This is a genomic window from Persicobacter diffluens (assembly GCF_036244895.1).
Taxonomy (GTDB): Bacteria; Bacteroidota; Bacteroidia; order Cytophagales; family Cyclobacteriaceae; genus Persicobacter; species Persicobacter diffluens.
The window spans coordinates 45,897-61,996 of the sequence record NZ_BQKE01000007.1; the positions used below are offsets into that span (position 1 = coordinate 45,897).

The following is a 16,100-nucleotide window of genomic DNA, read 5'->3' on the forward strand; positions in this document are numbered from 1 at the left end:
AATTGTAATTTCAGGATTAGTATTTATTGTAATCGTTTCACTTTCAGTTAGATTGTTGTAGTTTTGCCTCAAATTCTATCAAAAAATCTATTTTCGGGAGCCCCTTCAGTAAATGTTGGGGTATTTTTTTGATCTAATCCAGGTCGTTTTCAAGTAGGATATTTCTAAGTGGTTAACATATAAGGAATTATGTTCCTTACTTGAAAATTAAATAAAGGAATTTTTATGTATAGTAATGTGTGTAAAACTTAAGGTGGTGGTAGTGAGCTCATGCCTTTGTTAAACTATCAATATTTATATACTTTTATATCAGGATCCCCACTATCATCTTCTTGTTTTCTATTTTCTGGGCTGGTTGGATTGTGATCTTCGCTGAAGGTGTCAATATCTTCGGTATATCCAATTGTTAGTGGCTTATCTTTGTGAGGTTGCTAAGCAATTTTGAATTAGACATACAACATCCCAAAAGCCAAAGCGGAATGGTGCCTTCACATATTCAATATCATCTTTGACGTCAAAAGCATTCTCAAGACCATGTATTTACTTTTGCTTCTTATTTTTGCTGCCAACTATAAAAGTACCTGAGTTCTTGGAAAAAAGGCGTTGTCAGGTACTGCGAACATAGGAAATATCTACTATTTTACTTTTTGAATAAGACGAAAAAATGGCAGAATACGCCATCAGATTGATCGGGCTGCTGTATAAAGTAGAGCGCTGGGCTGAGGATAAAAATTATTCTTCTGATCAACGACAAAAACTTCGACAAAGATGGTCAGTCAAAATAATAAACTGGTTACATGAATTGGGAAAAAAGTACTACTCTGAATATCCACCGTCAACTCCAATTTCGGAGGCAATCGGTTATATGCTAAAAAATATGAGTAGACTTCTGGTCTATACGGAGAATGGTGATTTTCAGATTGATAATAATCCAATTGAGAACAAAATCAGGCCATCAGTTTTGGGGCGAAGGAGTTTTTTGTTTGTCGGCTCAGAAAGTGGCGGACAATGGGCCGCTATGTTTTATACTTTTTTTGCGAACTGCAAACTGAGTGACATCAGTCCCCAAACATGGTTAGAGGAAACACTTCGGAAAATTAATAGCACAGCAGAAGAAGAGTTAGAAATTTTGCTTCCGATCAAAAATTCTTAAAAATTTAAAACCTCGCTGAGTACACCTGAGCGAGGTTTTTATTGATGAGGTGCCGCTGACCGGAGGTTTACAAAATGAAAACGATAATGAAGTTAATGCCCATGATTGCCCTTTTACTTTTTTTTGTATTAACAGGATGTAATAAAGAGGATGTAAAGCCGATATATCCTAAACAAGGCAATGGGCATTGGAGTGGAAATAGATGGTATGGGCCTACTCCTCCCAATATGAAAATTGATCCTAATTGTCATTGGGACCGAGAGGATGATGGCGGATGGGAACTGGAATGTGAAGGTCGAGGAGGAATGAACCAACCACCTTATCCGGCGCCTTCCGGCTGTCATTGGGAGCGAGAAGATAATGGTGGATGGGAATTGGAATGTGAAGGTCGAAGAGGATCGAACCAACCGCCTTATCCGGCGCCTTCCGACTGTCACTGGGACCGAGAAGATGATGGTGGATGGGAATTGGAATGTGGTGACGATTAAGATGAAGTCATTCACCAAATGTGTATGACCAGCAACTGGTTATACTTTCAAAAAAAACACCGTTGAAGATCGCTGTTATGGTGATCCTCAACGGTGTTTTTTTGATGCTATAGGATGGCTTAACAAATATACATATTTAATTTTCGCTGCGAATTTTGGCTTTTAAGTAGGTTCTAAACGAGGGCTTTAGCATGAATAATCCGGCTTAAGTTTGGTTTCATGATTTTCAATCAGCCCAAATTAGGGTTTGATCACAGAGCCCTTTAATTCCACATTTGCAAACGTCCATGCGGTTTCCAATTGCTGCCCCACCAATTGCTCCTGCGCTACATCTCCAACCTTATGGTAAACCGTTTTCAGCCCATTTAAAGCCCAGCCATTTTTGGGAAGCTTTCTCAGATCTTCCTGATACACCCTAATGGCCTCTTCATATCTCCCGGCTTTAACCATCACATCGCCGAGGGCATGTCTTACGGAAAAGAACCAGTCCGGTGGTTCCTGATAATTTAAGGAATCCTCATACATCACCGCTTCCTGAAGCATCGCTATACTTGCCTGGAATTGCCTTTTTTCAGCAAGCAGTCCGGCTTCCAAAACTCTAACCGCAATTTGCAAAAGATCGTAAGTCGTATTTATATCCCAGATCGTCACATTTTTTAAATTTTCATCTTTCGCATATTCCTTTAGTTTTTGAAGTTCATTTTCAGCCATTGTTAACTTTTTCAGTCCCAAATACGCCATTCCTCTGGCGTAATGGCGTATCGCTTCCGGATAGGGCAGGGAAGTGTCTTCATTTTTCATTTCCAGAATTTCATTCCACCGGCCAAATTTGACCTTCACATAATAGGGGATGGTATAATAGTGCTGAATCGTACCCCATTCCTGTTCCTTCATCAGCTGGCGATTGGCGTGGTCCGCTACTTGCTGCGCTGCAAAAATAGCCAGGTCTGCATTTCCCTCCAGCGTAGCCGTGGCAGATAAAAAATGGTAATTGTGTGGATATAATGTCAAAGGGTAGGTGCCTTGTGCATAGCAATTGGAGAGGTAAGCACTGTCCACCTTCAGTGCCCGAAGATTAGAAAGCGTTCCTTTATGATAATCACCGGTTCTTATATAAATATGTGCCGGCATATGAACTAAATGACCTGCTCCCGGAACCAGATCCTCATCATAAAGGCGGGCACTTCTGAGTCCCAATTCAGGCGTTGAGGAGGCTTCCACGGAATGAATATATAAATGATGTGCCCCGGGGTGCAGTGAATCAATTTTAAATATCTGATCAAAAATGGAGAGCAAATGGGCCGTCCATGGTTTTGGCTTACCCTGCTGATCCCAGATATCCCAGGGATGAAGATCCATGATGGATTCCGCATACAAAGCAGCGACATCCGCATTGTTTGGGTATTTCTGAAACACCCTTTGCATGGCCCGGGAGTAATCTGCCTCTAAAACAGACCTGTCAGCGGGAGGATTTGCGCTGTACCTGGTCTTTAATGCCCGAATCAAATCCTTTTCGATATCCTTAGTTTCCTCCGTAATTAAAGCTTCCGCTTTACGACTGGCCTCAAATGCAGCTTGAAAATTTTCAGGAGACATGCCTGCGTTAAAATTAGGTCCCAACACATATGCATAGCCCCAATACGCCATCGCACAGCTTGAATCAAGCTTTGAGGCGTAGTAAAACGACCTTGCTGCTTCAGCATGATTAAATGCGTAAGAGAGGATTAATCCCTGGTTGAAATAAGCCTGAGCTAAAGGATTATTGGTGGTGACCGGAAAATTTAAGACATGGAGTCCTTTCATTAATGGGGCTTTATTTTCCGATTGATACCATGCTCTATCACTCAAAACCGGAGGACAAAAGGCAATTTTATTTTGCAGATCCGTCGTTAAATCCCTTCCGGTCCGATTATTTTTTTCTGGGCTGCAAGCGAAGAGCAGCATGCAGGTAAGCAGGAATATATTTTTCACCGTTTATTCTTGTTTAAAAGCAGCAACTCATAATGTCTAATCATCATGTTGGCACTTTTTATTATCGGTAAGTTGTTCATTTACAGCTTACTGTCTTTAATATATAATATTCCTTCAGCGCTTGCAAGTCCATGATGGGCCATTCTGGCTTCCTCCGAATGATGCGCATTATCCTCGTTTAGTTGCAATGCTGGAAAAATGCAGGAATAGTTGTCTGTTTCGAGCTTTTTCTAAGGAAGCAGAGGAATGAGGAGAAAGCGGTTTAATGACTTTAAAATCCTCCAATACACCTGACATTGGGAATATTAGAGGAACATTTTTTGTGAACCAAATGCAGGGCAAGCAATAAGTAGGAGCTTCCGATCAGGCAGACTTTTGGGTGGATATTCAGTATATTTATATAGTTGGCGGCAGAAATAAGGAGCAAAAGCATATTCAGGGTCTAGAGAATGCTTTTGACGTCAAAAATGATATTGAATATGGGGAGGGCTCCATTATTTTGCTTTGGCTTTTGGGATGTTGTATTAAAAATTGACTACCCAAAAATCTTAAAATCCATTTTTGCAGGATCTAGCCGAAAACCGGATTCTATTTCTCATCTCTCCATTTCGCAATACTCACCCGACTTACACCAGTGAGTCGGTGAATTGCCGTAACCGACTTACCGGATTCCAAATGCGCCATCACACTATCGTACTGATGGTGCTTCCGTATATTTTTCGATCCGGGCTTCCTGCCTTTGAATTTTCCTTCCACCTTTGCCAGGGCGATGCCCGCAAGGGTCTTCTCTTTGATCACCTCCCGCTCAAATTCCGCAAACTCAGCCAACACCCCGATGATCATACGGGTAGCAGGTGTTAAAGACCAGCGATCATTGAAACATACCAAGCCTTGGTTTTTAATAATCACCTGCACCTTCCTGCGACCAAACCAATTGATCGCTTGCTTCACATCCTCTGCTTTTCTGCCGAAACGGTCCAGACGGCTAACCTCCAACTCTGAGATCTTACCCGCTTCAATAGCCCGGGTTAATTTCTTAACGGCCGGCCGCTCAAAAAACGGGATGGTGCCGGAGCACTTATCGATGAACTCTTTGCCTTCTCCTTTTTGGATGGCGATGTTCTGACCTTCGGTGGATACTCGGATGTAAATTGCCTTCATTTTGAAAAAATTTGAACGGGTAGCGTAGTGATATTCGGTAAAGATCAAAAAAAATCAGAATACCAGCAAGTTATGGGATTCTGATTTTGGATAGGGGTAGGGTATAGTATAATAAGTATCAATGTATGAAAGCAGTGATCTATACACGTGTTTCGACCAAGGAACAATCTACCACAAGGCAAGTTGCTGAGCTGAAAAATGTGCCTGACTTTGAAGTCGTAGAATGTCATCAAGATTATAAAAGTACAATAATTACAACAACTTCGTCAGCAAATATTATTTGGTAGATAGTTTTTAAAAATAGGTGGGCATTTTGGGGTGAATTTAGACTTATGGCTGCATTTGATACGAATGTGGGTGGGACCTCGATATGCAGTTATGTGGAACTCCCCCCCCCTTTGATAACGACCGCCAAAACCGTCAATCATTTAAAGAAGACCGTGATATAGCAATCAACTGCCGGATCATCATTCAAAATGCAATCATTCTGTGGAACAACCTTGAGCTTTCAAGCCAACCACTCTATGCTACCACCAGACAGGAATATGAAACCAAAATAGTAATAAGCAAAGAAAACTCAGCATGTTCCTGGCAACAAGTAAATTTCAATGGCTAATATGAATTTAATCAGGAGTGTTTTTCCGAATTTTCGAAACTGAAAGTCGATAAAATCCTAGATTTGAAAATTAAGTGAAAATAGCAGGTAAATTGCTTTCAGATAGGGATTTAAGTGAGTTTTATGTGTGGGCGAAGTGTTACGTTTCACCCTGTTCTGTAGGGAAGGTCTACCCTATAAAATAAGACAGTTGTAGATTTTATGAACAAAGTTTCTTAAATTAAATTTAAATGTGTTATTTTTTATTTTAGGGTAGATGATTTTTAGAGGATTTATTGATTGTGAGTGTCAACATTATAAAGAGGATTGTTACAAGGTTGTTGATATAGAACGAGGGACTGAATTTTTCGTGCCAAAATACCAGTTAATGCATTATGCTGGAATTGAAATAGGCAATGAATATAGTTTTAGCCGAGGAAAAAATCAGAATAGCAGTTTTATTAATATAAAAAGTGAACCTATCATTCTGGATATCCTAGACTGTAATAGTGTAATTGAGGACGGAAGGAACAAAACGCAAATACAAGCGATTACCGTTAACTATAAAGGTAAAGCCGTAAAAGTAAGAAAGAAAAAATGGCAACTCCATATTACAAAAGGTCTAACTAAACTTAAATGCGAAGTAGAGAGAAGCCTACGTGACGGAAGCGTTGTTTTAAGAAACATAGACAACAATCATCCGCATTATGAACAAAAGAAAATTTACGATTTTAAGGTTGAGGGAATATTTAAAAAACAAATTAAAGAGATAGAAAAAACATTTCTAAAACTGAGTGATGAGCATGGGGGTAATTTTGAAGTGTTTGCTATAAACGGGCAAGAGGAGATAATAGAAAAAATAAAAACAGTAAAATGCGAAGTTACTAACATTAGTGGTCACGTTAAACTACATCAGTTAAAATCAAATGACCCATTTTTTGAAGAAATAAAAAATATCATCCAAAAAGATGATTTGTTTATTAATAGATACTTTACCAAGGTTATTAATAAAGAAGCTATTCATGAAATAAATGAACAGGACCTTAATAAATGCATCAAGCAATATAAAAATAAAGAATCATTTTACATTTTTACCTATGTTGAAAAGATACTTCCTGCCATTTTTAAAAATTTGATTTCAATAAAAAGATATAAGGATTGTCTAAATATTGTAGAAGGAATTATTAAAATAGAGGATTGGATTATTGAAAAGGGTATTCTTAAAGCCTTTCCTAAATCAACACACCGAAAAGAGGCAAAGATAAAAGCAAAAACCGCATTTAATAAATATAAAAATATTAAAATCGCCTTAGAGAAAATAGCTTCGCACAGTTTTTTGACAGAAAATGATTATAATGAATTGCACAAAAAGGACTTTAAAGTAGTTGTTCATTATATAGGGTTTATTGACGTCGATTTATTAGATCTAGGCATACTGATTAACTATATTAGAAAGATATTCAAAGATTATAACTTTGACGAAGACGATATATACGTTCTAAATTTATTAGCTAAAGTTGTTGGCTATAAGAAAAGAATTGTTCTAGGAAGAAAAGATAAAATAGATTTTAGTTTATTGAATACTTCTTTAGATAAAATAGAAGTGCAGATCATACAAACAGCCATCAATCTAGAATACATCGAATATCTGATAAACACTAAACTAGGCAGAGTAGAGGAAGCCAACATCATATTAAGTTCTTTAGTAGGGCATTTTGGGCTTCTAGACAAAAACATCTCAGGAAAAAAAAGGTGTTTATTCGCCTCTAACTACTATCTTGATAATATTCAAAATGATCATAGCTATTGTTTAGAATGGAAAAAAGATAAATTGAATATTAATCTAATCGAGATTGAAAACATTCAAAGTAAAATAGCAAACTCACTAAACGATATAATTAGTGTAAATCAAATAATCAAGGTTAAGTTAACGAAGAAAAGCTCAGCTGGTTTTGACGCAGAATACAATGGAATAAAAGGATTTATTCCAACTAACAAAATAAAAAACAGAAAGCTAAAACGTAAAAAGATAGGTGATTGTGATATTGACACTAACATTAAGTGTGTGATTTATGACGTCTATTTCAACTATTTTATAGGAGAACACATAGACGAAGAAGACAACAACTACTTTTTTAATGATCATATTTTAAACTCACTAAAAATAGGGGATAAAATAGCAGGAGAGGTCAAATTTATTGAGAAATACGGAATATTTGTCTCAACAAAATACGGAGACGGTTTACTACATATAAAAAATATATTCAATTTTGTGTGGGATGAAAGTCTATTGGATCAATATTTTTATATAAAACAAAGCATTGAAGTCGAAGTAATTGAGTATAGTAGCGACAACAAGCTATCATTATCACTACTAAATAATAAAAAAATTCAAAAAATGTATTACGACTATACGTATTACAATTATGAGGATTTTGATGTGAATTTCGATGAAGTAAATATTAAAAATGAAGATGACAATAAAATAGCTCTTTTAAAAGCTAGGTATTTTGAACAAAGTGCTTTATTTCAATCCTCAATTGAAGAAAAACTTTCAACTTTCGAAATATCCAAGCTATTCTACTCTAAAACAAATAATGGAAGGAGTTATTTAGTAAATATATATATACAATATTTTACTTTTATACTTCAAATTAAATTTGCAATAGATAAACGACATAAAGATTCTTTAAATACAATAATTGCAGAAGCCAGAAAATTACGCGAATCAATAAATAAAGAAACATTATCTCAATTTCCAGACGCCAACATTGTAATCGAATTAGTTAATTTATTTTCTAAATTTGGAAAAACAGACCAAGAAAGTATAAAGTTCCTAATCGAGTATTCGTATTCCTTAGAAAAAAAAGGAGATAGCACACTTCTTTCTATCGCTAAGGTGATACTTTCAAACAATATTATGGTGTCAGAAGTCAAAATAGAGAACGAGAATTTCATCAACACAAACCTAACTATTCTTTACAAGTATTTATCAAAAGGAGTGTTATCGTTAAAAGAGGAAAAAGAAGATGAGCAGAAAAAAATCAACGATGCCAAAATTTCTAAATTAAAAGCGCTAATTAAGAATGATGAAAACCAAAGGATGGAATTTAAAGCCTCTTTGTTGATACCACATCCATCAGAGGATGACTTAAAAACCCTAGAAGGATTGCACAAGCAAAAACAAAAAGGAAACTGTAGTAGTGGGATTGATAAAAGAATAGATGAAATTAGTGGGAAAACCGCAGAAAAAAGAATACTACACTCTGCGTTTAAAAATTTGTGTGCTTTTGCTAATACAGATGGCGGGATGTTATTAATTGGAGTCAATGACGACAAGACTATCAGAGGAATTGAAGAGGATTTCAACGGAATAAAAAGCGGTAAAAAGAATTTAGACGGATATGGTATTAACTTTGATAATCTCATTAAAAAGTTTTTTGGAGAAGCCTTTGGTTCGCTTTTGAGTTATGACCACATTAGGTTCCAAGACAACAAAACTGTTTTCTGTATAGAGGTTAAACCGTCTAGTCACGAGGTATTTTTACTGGTTGATGAAAATGGAAACAACGCAGAGGAGGTGTTTATTCGACACTGTTCATCAGCGCGACAATTGGTAGGCAAAGAATTAGTAAGTTTTATAAAGACTAAATATAATAGCCCAACGAACCCTCTTCTCTTAAAAGAGAAGCAAGATGAAGCGCAAAATACTAATGACATCAAAAAGGGTTCCCCCCTAACGGCCACGGGAAACAATGCTTCATGTTAGATTTAACAATCTTACAAATGATTACACAAAGACAGGTATCAAACCAAAATTTAGGTATAATTTTTATACAACACCCAAGACCGATATTGCAAAATTGAAACTTTTAATAACCGGGTGACTGCTTCTTTCATTTAGGGTCACCCGGTTTAGAATAACTATACTCCGTACCTGGCTCTACAAGTGAGATAGACAACCATTGGATCTTCCTGAAAAACAAAAAAGAGCCTGACTACCCTTTTTCGCTACTAACACATTGGAAAAGATTCATGTAATCTCTAACCAAATAGGCACCAAACTTCCAATTGAAAAAGCCCTTTTTAAAATTCGATTATAGTGGCACTTTCAAACTCTATTTAACATATAGGTAACTATATCCTCGCAATGAATTGTACAAAACGAAGATTATAACATGATGCTCCTTTCTCCTCGTGTTACACTCTCCCTTAGAATGGCCTATAATTTTTTGATATATCCAGTAGTGTGAAAAGGCTTTCCAGAACTACTTTTTATTTGGTTTAGCTATTTGATGTGCTTATAAAAACAGAAAACTTGCAATTAGGCAGGTTCGGATATTTTTAAAATTCAGACGGCCTGCTTAGGATAGTAAACATTTTTGACGATTCAGAAACATAGAAAGGTAGGCTTCCTTTGAGGCTTCAGACATTGAGGAAGAAGCGATCGCCTTTTTCACTTTCTCTTCATGCTTGCACATTTGATTGATCACCTTTTTACAAGTTTTGGATGGAAGACCGATACGCTCACCAAATTCGATGAAATCAGCACCGGTGTAAAAGCCATTAGCTTCAAATGCTTTTGGGTATTCACCATCGCGGAAAAGCTCGAGTGCCAGGTAGGAGTCGTCTACATGTATTTTAGTATTTAGCACATCATACATCGGGGAAATTCTCAATGCTCCTATTTCGCCTAAAAAGGCGAAGTTTTTGGCGTGCGCATCTCCGTTGGAAAACAGGTAATTGAAGATAATGATAGTGTAAAAATCCAGCAGATCCACTGCCGGCAGGCAGGAATATGACTTAATGGTGTCGGCAAGTTCTTCATAGGAGGCCGCATATTTGTCATCATGCTCCAGGAACATATTGAACTCATACATTTCCAGGTTAACCCCATCCTTAATGATGTCGAATCGCTTGGTCACATAGGCTTCACTCCCATCGTCCAGGGTGATTAATTGACTTTCGGCGGTATTGATTTTCATGATATCCCGTGCAATACTCATGGTCAAGTGCTCATTGGCCGGGGTATCGTTTCCCGCTCTGTGTCCGGTAGGGAATTTCAGAATATGTGTAGAATGCTCCCCCGGATTTTTAGGCCTGAGCACATTTCCGTCCAATACAAAGCTTTCCTTTTCCTGAACTCCGGAGATGGACATTGGAGATGGAATTCCTCCTCTTCTAACCTCTAACTTCATGTATTGTGATTTTGGTGATGGTATCCTCTTTACAGATTTTTAATAATAAGCCGAAGTCATCTCCCTTTTTAAGTTGGTAGGTATTTTCCTGTTTGGTTCTGTTTATGCCCTCTGTGAGCATGTTTTTGAAAAGAGGGAACAGCGTTTTGGAGTGGTATACCTTTTGATCTTTGGGCATTGTAGGGATCAGGCCTTTTGTGTTTTTATCCTTTAGATATTCCTCCGCATAACGGAAAAAGTAACCACCTGGGCTTTCCTCAATAATGCCAACAAACTTCCCTTGCTTAAAAACATTCGCCTTCCTCATGATATCGTTATTTTCATCCCCAATGCCTCACATGTTGCCTGCAGGTTGCTGAAGGTTACCGAAGTATCTCCCGATTCTATTCTTTGAATGGTTTTGACGCTAACACCAATAACAAGTGCCAGCTTTTCCTGCGTGATCTTAAGCGATTTTCTTCGCTTTTTTATTTCACTGAATAAATGCGACATATATGGCGTTTATGTTGTTTTAAATATAATTATAAGGTTAATTGTATTGATAATCAAATAAAAGCGACATAAAAGTCGTTAAATTATAGGCGCTAATATAATGAAGGCGATATACGCAATAATAGTATTTTCAATATCCATTTTGCTTTCCAGTTGTGACCGTAAAGAAACATCAGAAACAAGGATTGTTTTACAAAATCTATATAGTACCCATCAGTATTTGAGGTCAGATGCCTTATTCCTTAAAAAAATAAGTAAAAATGATTCGATATGGCATATCTATATTGGGGCAAACAGCGAAGAACGAAAGGATACGATTTATTCATTCTTGAAACCTCTTGATAACGATTCTTTACTTTACTTCTTTGATTATAAGTGTCCAATTAAATCTAAGAGAACCTTTAAAATCCACAACAAAGATTATGAAGTATTCAAATATTATTATGATTTGGTAGAAGCCAATGATGAAGAGGCCAATTATTATTACCATGAAAATTATGGTTTTTTATTATGTTACAGCAAGGGGTGGGGTTTTCTTGCCAATACAATAGAGCAGGATGATGTTTCTAAAGCCCTAATTGACAGCATTATAAATGATAAAACTGGATTTTATGACGGTTACCACCCAAACTAAAAAATTGCCATTTCCGGTTAAAGACCAGGCCACTTATATAGTAGTATTTTAAACATAATTGATCTGACGTTTACATTCACAAAGCCGAATGAGGAGCAGAGATCACCAATAATCCACCTTTCAATTTGATTATCCATGATTTTAGCATTAGCAGTTCATTCGTCATAGATGTAGTTACGATTCAAAGTTCCATGCGCCCTTCACATGTTCGAGCACGCTGTACATTACAAAAAGCGTTCGGTTTTTGTCTTCAAATGGTTTACATTCCTTAGATTAAGGGGCTACGCTAAAAATCGGCAGGAGGGAATTTACCTCACCACCATCTCATCATTCTCTCCCTCCCTCAATCTCCTCCTCAAACACATTAAATGCCTCATCGGTATTCGAATGCCGGTTCTTCTCATAGATATCCCTGCCGTCTTCATGAACATGGATCACCATAAAGGAGTCAAATTCCAGCATATTTCTTCCCTTGGTTTTCAATCCGGTTTTATGCGAAAAAACCAGTCTGGTTTTTTAGTCGGTTAGGAACAGGTTTAATATCGATTGTGGTGTGAATAAGGGGGGGATATCAATTGATTGTCCCTATTAGGAAAATTCATATAAATGGAAAGCTCATATTTATCACATATGTAGCGCTTTAACCACTCCTGCGCCTTAATTAAAGATTTTTAAATTTTTATAAAAAAGTAAAATTCTCTACCACAGGCTTCCTCTAATAAGCTAATTTCTTATTAGCTTTATGAAAATTACTTCAACCTTACATGAGTACCAAGCAAGACGTCCTTCATAATAGTCCTCAAATCCGTCAAAATCAGGAGCCTCAAAGGCAATCCTTTCAGGATTATCAGGAAATGCAGCAATCGGAAGAAGCGAAGCTGCAGGATTTTCGGGCTGAGTTAGCTGCACATAAAAGCGGGAAGCCCAATAAGGCCGGGGCTGAAGTGCCTTTGGCCGAGCGAGATGCAGCCTATTATCAGCGCTACCCATTGGAAGAGATTAAAGATTTTTATATGGGGAGTCCGGAAAGCAGGGCGCAGGTGCTGAAAGCGAAGGGGATTGAAATTCCGGAATTGCCGCATACGCCTATTACTCCTGTGGAAGAGCGTCGGGAGGACTTAGTGGCTGTTGCTCAAGAATTGGTGCAGGAAAAGCAGACTCCGAATACTTATGAAGTACAGGCTGGCGACTGTTTAGAAGTGATTGCGGCCAAATTTGGGGTAGCCGTTTCGGCTCTCAAGGCTGAAAATGCCGATGCTTTACAACAGTGGGGCAATATTGAAGGCTTTAATGCCGGGGCAACCATTGAGATTCCCAAAACCACCGCAAAAGATCAGGGAGAGGAGGAAGCACCGAAATTGTCAGAGGTAGTGAAGGAGCCGCAGGCGAAAAGCAAGAAAGAGGAAAAAGCGGAGGACATGAAAATGCTCATCGGAGATCAGTCTGTAGGCGATTTCACCAATTTGGTAGAGGGGGATGATAATCCTGACAGTCTCTATTTTAGTAGAAAGGCGCATTGGCCGGGAAAAAAATCCGGGGTGACCATCGGGAGGGGTTATGATCTTGGGCATAGAGGAACGAGTACTTTGATAGAGAATGAATTCAAGCAGGCCGGAATCGCGATTAGTCCATGGAAATCCGCCATTGGATTGCGAGGGCTTGGCGCAAAAAACTGGCTGGAAGGAAATGCCGCTAAATTACCGATCATTAGTCATCCGCAACAGAATGCCTTATTTCAACTAGCTTTTGCAGAGAAGAAAGCTGATGCTAAGCGGATGGCGACAAAGGCGGATGTGACCGCCAAATATGGGGCAACGGATTGGGAAAAGCTTAATCCGATGATCAAGGAGATGCTTTTTGATTTGACTTACCGAGGAGATTATGAAAGAGATACACGGGAGTTTTTACAGCCGCATGTGGTGAAAAACGATCTGGAGGGATTTACCAAAGAAATGAAAAATCGCAGTCGTTGGTTAAAAGTATCGGATGACCGTTTTGATCAGCGGGTTGCCTTTTTGGAAGGTCGGGTGAAGGGCCTGGAGATTTCCAAAGATAAAACAGAAGAAAAAGCCGGCACTGAAAGCGCCGCAAAAAAGGCGGCAACTCCAACCATCTCGGCCGGAGTGGGAAGCGGAAGTGCGGCCAATAACAAAGCGGATGTACTATTGATTCAGGCGCGTCTGCATGCATTAGGATTGCTTTCCCCTACCGCTTATGCGGATGAAAAAGCCAAGGCCGAGGCCGTCGAGACCGCCGTGGATCAGAAAGATTTGAAAGCAACCATTGACGCGATCTATAAATTTCAGCAGCAAGTATTGCATTGGTCAAGTTCGGATGGAAATATAGGCGGCGCTTCCAGCAAGACGCTTGCTGAATTGAATGGCACTTCTTGCACCGCGGAATATGTGAAGCAGCGGATCGAGCAGTATCCGCAGGTGAAGGCGGATCGGGAAGCGAAAGCTGCGGCCGAGGCAAAACGAAAAGCAGAAGAGGCCGAAGCTAAACGCGTTGCGCTCGAAAAGCAAAAAGCCGAAGAAGAGCGCAAAGAACAGATGCGTAAGGAGCCTGTAGAGAATGCCAAAACTTATATTTCAAACTACGGTTCTGACATCCTTGCATTAGCTGATGCGATGAAACCATACGTCGGGCTTAATCCTCAATTGGTTGGTGCAGTACTCGGCAAGTTAGGACGTATGACCCGCGATAATTTCACTTACGCCCTCATGAATCGCCTTTCAGATACCGAACTTCGAAATGGAGGTCCAGAGCTGCTAGGCCAGATGAAGAGTAGTTTGGAGGCGTGGTTTGTGAGTACGGCGGATTATTCCCAAAACATCGCTTTATTGAATAAGATTTTGGGTATTTCAAATGAAACCGCAACAGAACAAAAAAAGAAACGAGGTGATGATATCAACCCTAATGCTCCAATCAGAGAGAGTGTTGGAAAAGGAGGTGTAAACAAGGCTGGAGATGTTCGAGTCATTCAAAAGAACCTTATAATATTAGGTTATTTGACTGAGAGCGAAGAAACTAAGAGTGTTAAAAAAATGGCAGATGATGAAATCGTTACTCAGCTGTCGAATACAAACCAAGCCATTGAACGTTATCAACAGTTTGGTTTGGGGGCAAACCCAGATGGAAAAGTTTCTCCAGGAGCCAACACTTATAAAAATATGGTGGCCAGACTCACGCTGATAAAAGAGTATATGAGCCATGATATTGAAACAACTTCGATTGATCCTGTTCTTGAAAATAGTGAGTGGATCTCTCAATTTAATGATAATGTAACCGGTGTAGGTAGAGGTCTTAAAGACTCCGAAAAGGCGAGAATTGACAAAGATAATAATTACTGTTGTTGGGATGCTGCCTGTGCAATGGTTAAACAAAAAGGAGGGGATTTGAATCATATCGTAAGTTCAAGGCTACCAACTTTATTACAGCAAAATGAGCAAGATATTTTACTTAATAAACAAGCTGAACTAGGTGTAAAATACATTGACAAACAACTGTTAGCAGGGAAGCCCGTGATGATAGGTGTTGATGACGGTAAGTATAAAACCTTGAATGCAGATAAAACAACTGAGCACTTTATAGTAATTATAGCAAAGGTGGTGAAAAATAATTCCGTCTTTTATCGTTTTTTTGACCCAGGGTCTAGATATGGTGAAATTAGAGGTTATAATCAAGAAAATTTACTTCTCTTGGGTGATAAGTATGACTTGGTAGGTAAAAGCCCCGATAAGTCTAAAGAATATACATTATCTCAAGTTCGTCAAAACAAATAAAAATTATGAAATATTTAAATATTATTATAATTGCTTCTATATTAATATGTTCTTGTACTAAAAGAGATGAAAATTCTGAGACAGAAGCGAATTATATTTTTGAAGCAGGAAATGAAGATTTCAGAGAGTATTTAACTGGGTTTTTAAATCCGAAATACCCTTTATGGATTAATCAAGAATATAAGGATCTTAGTATTAAGAAGTTAAAGCAATTACCTCAGGGGTCAATATATACATCATCAAAAAAAATTAAAAAAATCCTTGGCAATGATTTGGATTACTTTATATGTACTTATAAACTAGCATTTTCGAAGGAAGTAGTAGGCTTGATTTATCATGTCAGTGGTGCGAATCCCGTCAATTATCAGTTTATTTTAGCTCTTCATAACTCCAATGGAGAAGTCCTTGATGTTTTAACAATAGGAGGGGAATTTGATGAAATGTATTTGTTAAGTGGAGTTATTGATAATAAATTAGATATCACTGTATACGATAGCTTATATGATTATTCCAATGGTATGATTGATATGAAATTTCGTGATTCATCTCAGTATACCTTTAATGGAAATGACCTTACATTTGGTGATAATCTTCATTGAAAACCCTGAGGCACAAATGAAGTA

At 38.1% G+C, this 16,100-nt stretch carries 12 protein-coding genes; 6 read left to right on the forward strand and 6 right to left on the reverse strand.

Annotated features, from left to right (window positions below):
* The first annotated feature begins 664 nt into the window (after nt 1-664).
* Together AAA970_RS26210 and AAA970_RS26215 are read left to right on the forward strand one after the other, a co-directional pair.
* Nucleotides 665-1,153 carry an IS66 family transposase gene (locus tag AAA970_RS26210; protein WP_338239891.1) on the forward strand — a complete coding sequence of 163 codons (489 nt, stop codon included), beginning with the start codon at nt 665-667 and terminating at the stop codon, nt 1,151-1,153.
* A 74-nt stretch (nt 1,154-1,227) separates the two neighbouring features.
* On the forward strand, nt 1,228-1,641 hold the full coding sequence (locus AAA970_RS26215; RefSeq protein WP_338239892.1) for a hypothetical protein: 414 nt from the start codon (nt 1,228-1,230) through the stop codon (nt 1,639-1,641).
* Nucleotides 1,642-1,881: 240 nt separating this feature from the next.
* Here the strand turns inward: AAA970_RS26215 and AAA970_RS26220 are convergent, their stop codons facing one another.
* Both AAA970_RS26220 and AAA970_RS26225 read right to left on the reverse strand, forming a co-directional pair.
* Nucleotides 1,882-3,444: a tetratricopeptide repeat protein gene (locus tag AAA970_RS26220; protein WP_338239893.1), complete on the reverse strand. Its 1,563-nt coding sequence runs from the start codon at nt 3,442-3,444 to the stop codon at nt 1,882-1,884.
* 756 nt (nt 3,445-4,200) lie between these two features.
* On the reverse strand, nt 4,201-4,773 hold the full coding sequence (locus tag AAA970_RS26225; protein ID WP_338239894.1) for a recombinase family protein: 573 nt from the start codon (nt 4,771-4,773) through the stop codon (nt 4,201-4,203).
* Between the two features lie 872 nt (nt 4,774-5,645).
* Between AAA970_RS26225 and AAA970_RS26230 the strand changes: the two genes are divergently transcribed.
* Nucleotides 5,646-9,137 (forward strand): RNA-binding domain-containing protein, encoded by a 3,492-nt coding sequence (locus AAA970_RS26230; RefSeq protein ID WP_338239895.1) that lies wholly within the window; start codon nt 5,646-5,648, stop codon nt 9,135-9,137.
* A gap of 595 nt (nt 9,138-9,732) precedes the next feature.
* On the opposite strand, the gene AAA970_RS26235 is transcribed toward AAA970_RS26230, so the two are convergent.
* Genes AAA970_RS26235 through AAA970_RS27895 form a run of 3 tightly spaced genes read right to left on the reverse strand, consistent with a single transcriptional unit; the run spans nt 9,733 to nt 11,058 of the window.
* Nucleotides 9,733-10,566 carry a type II toxin-antitoxin system HipA family toxin gene (locus AAA970_RS26235; RefSeq protein ID WP_338239896.1) on the reverse strand — a complete coding sequence of 278 codons (834 nt, stop codon included), beginning with the start codon at nt 10,564-10,566 and terminating at the stop codon, nt 9,733-9,735.
* Nucleotides 10,550-10,873 carry a HipA N-terminal domain-containing protein gene (locus AAA970_RS26240; RefSeq protein ID WP_338239897.1) on the reverse strand — a complete coding sequence of 108 codons (324 nt, stop codon included), beginning with the start codon at nt 10,871-10,873 and terminating at the stop codon, nt 10,550-10,552. Before AAA970_RS26240 ends, AAA970_RS26235 begins: the two co-directional genes overlap by 17 nt.
* Nucleotides 10,870-11,058 carry a helix-turn-helix domain-containing protein gene (locus AAA970_RS27895; RefSeq protein ID WP_060688894.1) on the reverse strand — a complete coding sequence of 63 codons (189 nt, stop codon included), beginning with the start codon at nt 11,056-11,058 and terminating at the stop codon, nt 10,870-10,872. Before AAA970_RS27895 ends, AAA970_RS26240 begins: the two co-directional genes overlap by 4 nt.
* Nucleotides 11,059-11,158: 100 nt before the next feature.
* On the opposite strand from AAA970_RS27895, the gene AAA970_RS26245 reads away from it, so the two are divergent.
* Entirely contained in the window at nt 11,159-11,692 is a 534-nt protein-coding gene (locus AAA970_RS26245) for a hypothetical protein (RefSeq protein ID WP_338239899.1), read from the forward strand.
* Nucleotides 11,693-12,019: 327 nt separating this feature from the next.
* On the opposite strand, the gene AAA970_RS26250 is transcribed toward AAA970_RS26245, so the two are convergent.
* Nucleotides 12,020-12,175 (reverse strand): hypothetical protein, encoded by a 156-nt coding sequence (locus tag AAA970_RS26250; RefSeq protein WP_338239901.1) that lies wholly within the window; start codon nt 12,173-12,175, stop codon nt 12,020-12,022.
* Between the two features lie 281 nt (nt 12,176-12,456).
* On the opposite strand from AAA970_RS26250, the gene AAA970_RS26255 reads away from it, so the two are divergent.
* The gene (locus tag AAA970_RS26255) at nt 12,457-15,477 is read left to right on the forward strand and encodes a LysM peptidoglycan-binding domain-containing protein (protein ID WP_338239903.1); all 3,021 of its coding nucleotides are present in this window, start codon (nt 12,457-12,459) and stop codon (nt 15,475-15,477) included.
* Nucleotides 15,478-15,482: 5 nt separating this feature from the next.
* Nucleotides 15,483-16,076, forward strand: coding sequence for a hypothetical protein (locus AAA970_RS26260; RefSeq protein WP_338239904.1), 594 nt, complete (start codon nt 15,483-15,485; stop codon nt 16,074-16,076).
* Nucleotides 16,077-16,100 lie beyond the last annotated feature (24 nt).

Excerpts from the sequence above, each read along its gene's own strand:
- AAA970_RS26260 (WP_338239904.1), top strand. The coding sequence starts at position 15,483 with ATGAAATATTTAAATATTATTATAATTGCTTCTATATTAATATGTTCT.
- AAA970_RS26240 (WP_338239897.1), bottom strand. The coding sequence starts at position 10,873 with ATGAGGAAGGCGAATGTTTTTAAGCAAGGGAAGTTTGTTGGCATTATT.
- AAA970_RS26215 (WP_338239892.1), top strand. The coding sequence starts at position 1,228 with ATGAAAACGATAATGAAGTTAATGCCCATGATTGCCCTTTTACTTTTT.
- AAA970_RS26255 (WP_338239903.1), top strand. The coding sequence starts at position 12,457 with ATGAGTACCAAGCAAGACGTCCTTCATAATAGTCCTCAAATCCGTCAA.
- AAA970_RS27895 (WP_060688894.1), bottom strand. The coding sequence starts at position 11,058 with ATGTCGCATTTATTCAGTGAAATAAAAAAGCGAAGAAAATCGCTTAAG.
- AAA970_RS26235 (WP_338239896.1), bottom strand. The coding sequence starts at position 10,566 with ATGAAGTTAGAGGTTAGAAGAGGAGGAATTCCATCTCCAATGTCCATC.
- AAA970_RS26230 (WP_338239895.1), top strand. The coding sequence starts at position 5,646 with ATGATTTTTAGAGGATTTATTGATTGTGAGTGTCAACATTATAAAGAG.
- AAA970_RS26225 (WP_338239894.1), bottom strand. The coding sequence starts at position 4,773 with ATGAAGGCAATTTACATCCGAGTATCCACCGAAGGTCAGAACATCGCC.
- AAA970_RS26245 (WP_338239899.1), top strand. The coding sequence starts at position 11,159 with ATGAAGGCGATATACGCAATAATAGTATTTTCAATATCCATTTTGCTT.
- AAA970_RS26220 (WP_338239893.1), bottom strand. The coding sequence starts at position 3,444 with ATGAAAGGACTCCATGTCTTAAATTTTCCGGTCACCACCAATAATCCT.
- AAA970_RS26210 (WP_338239891.1), top strand. The coding sequence starts at position 665 with ATGGCAGAATACGCCATCAGATTGATCGGGCTGCTGTATAAAGTAGAG.